A 1,942-nucleotide genomic window follows, 5' to 3' on the forward strand; every position below is an offset into this window, starting at 1 on the left:
GGATTTTGCCTGGAGAATCTCCAATTCTGCCAACGTACCCACTTCAACCTGGGCCTTAACCTGTTTTTCTAATTTTTGAGCTCTTTCAAGTGATTTTCCCTTAACCTTCAAATCCTCAATGCTAAAAACCAGATCCCAGTATGTGTTTTCTGCTTCAGTAATCACATCAATAACGGATGCTTTAAATTCAAAATCTGATATTTTCTGGTTATTTTTAGCAATATAAATTTCGCGTTTATTATTATCAATTCCAAAGCCTTTTAATAAAGGTTGAGTCAAAGACAAATTTAAATCAGAAGTGTATTGGGGATTAAGACCTGCAAATGTTGAATTGGTAAGGTTTCTATTTGAATCAAAACTCAACTCGTAATCCGCTCCAGTGATCAAATTTTGTGAGATAGAAAAGTCCCAATCATAATTCTGATTTCTGCTTTTAACAGGATTGGCAAAAGCGCCCGCTGCCTGACGAGTTTCCTCTCCAACAGTGAATTGAAAGTCAACAGTAGGATCAAAAGCTGATTCCTTGTCAAAAATAAGTTGTTCGTTTAATTTTGAGTTATAACTTTGTACAGCGATACCAACATTGTTTTTCAGAACACTCTCTACAGTATCTTTTAAAGTCAGGGGCAAGATCTCATTGGCTTCGACAAAGATTGGTCGAGCAAAAAGAAGTAAAAATAAGCAGACAGGGATCTTTAGATACGAAATATTATTCATGCTGGAACAAAACTAATAAAAACTAGGGGTAAAGCCATTATATTTAAAGGGCTCGGCAAAAGAAACGTCTAATAAAAATTAAGGCACTGACTTTTAGAATATATTTCTTCCGATTCCTTAAGTTATCGAATTATCAATGTTTTATCGGTTTTTTGTCTATTTTGCTTGATACCTTTTTTCCTATTTAGAGTGATCGAGGAATTCTAATACAGCAAAGATCGCTCAACACATAAAAAAACATTGGTTTCATTTATTTAAATTTAATAATAAACAACAATTATTCATAAAAAAAACAGCTGAATCACAAGTCTAAGGAAAAAGGATGAAGTTTACATTAACTGTCTTATAATTACTTTGCAATTTGTAATATATTGTGCAATTCTAGTTGGAGTAAAATCTATATATTAAAACCATTTGCGAAGGCAAACCATGTCAAGAATTACAGCGGCTGATATTTTAAAAGTAGTACCTATTACTCGTAAAACCCTTTGGTTATGGCAAAAAAAATACCGTTTTTTTCCAGACCCCGCAAAAGAGGGGCACCCGGGTGGAAAGGGTATAGTTGGATATTATCCTGCCTGGGTAGAAGAACGTTGCAAGCAAGTGTATGCTCTACAAAAAAAAGGGTATACCATCTCAATGATCAAGGAAATTCTTGAGAAAGAGGAGAAAGAGAAATCCAACCGCAAAGTTCTCGTGGTTGATGACGAAAGAAAATTTTGTGATTTGCTTAAGAAAATATTCCAGAAAAACGACTTTCACGTTGAAACCGCCTACGATGGATGGGAAGCTGGTAAAAAAGCCGCTCAGTTTCAACCAACCATCATGATTCTGGATATAACGCTTCCCGGCATAAATGGGTTGGAAGTATGCAAAGACCTTCGCTCCGACGATAAAACAAAAAATATTAAAATTATCGCTATTTCCGGGGATTTGAGATACACCGAAACAGAAGTTCTTCAAGCAGGAGCTAACTCGTTTTTTGCTAAACCTGTCAACTTTGAGAACCTTCTTTCTCTTTGTGGCGAATACATAGAAGAACCAAAATCTATTGAATAAATTCGCATGAATTAGACCCGCAAGACAGAACAAATCTTCCCTCAAAAATACTCTTAGCAAATATAAAGTGGTTATGCTATAAGCTATGACACGGTTTTTGCCTCGTTTACTTTTTAATGAATGACAGTCCATTGACCAATCCTGATATAACCCAACTCGAAAAAAC

General features: G+C 35.2%; 2 protein-coding genes. One reads left to right on the top strand and one right to left on the bottom strand.

Translation table 11 applies throughout. The annotated features are described in order from the left end of the window. A partial coding sequence (locus F3741_05625) for a TolC family protein (protein MZG30280.1) occupies nucleotides 1-717 on the bottom strand: 717 nt, incomplete at its 3' end. A gap of 429 nt (nucleotides 718-1,146) precedes the next feature. On the opposite strand from F3741_05625, the gene F3741_05630 reads away from it, so the two are divergent. After that, nucleotides 1,147-1,776: a response regulator gene (locus tag F3741_05630; protein MZG30281.1), complete on the top strand. Its 630-nt coding sequence runs from the start codon at nucleotides 1,147-1,149 to the stop codon at nucleotides 1,774-1,776. Nucleotides 1,777-1,942 lie beyond the last annotated feature (166 nt).

Source organism: Nitrospinota bacterium, from assembly GCA_009873635.1.
Taxonomy (GTDB): domain Bacteria; phylum Nitrospinota; class Nitrospinia; order Nitrospinales; family VA-1; genus LS-NOB.

What these genes read in the sequence shown, in the direction of transcription:
- F3741_05630 (MZG30281.1), top strand. Translation starts at nt 1,147, where the DNA reads ATGTCAAGAATTACAGCGGCTGATATTTTAAAAGTAGTACCTATTACT.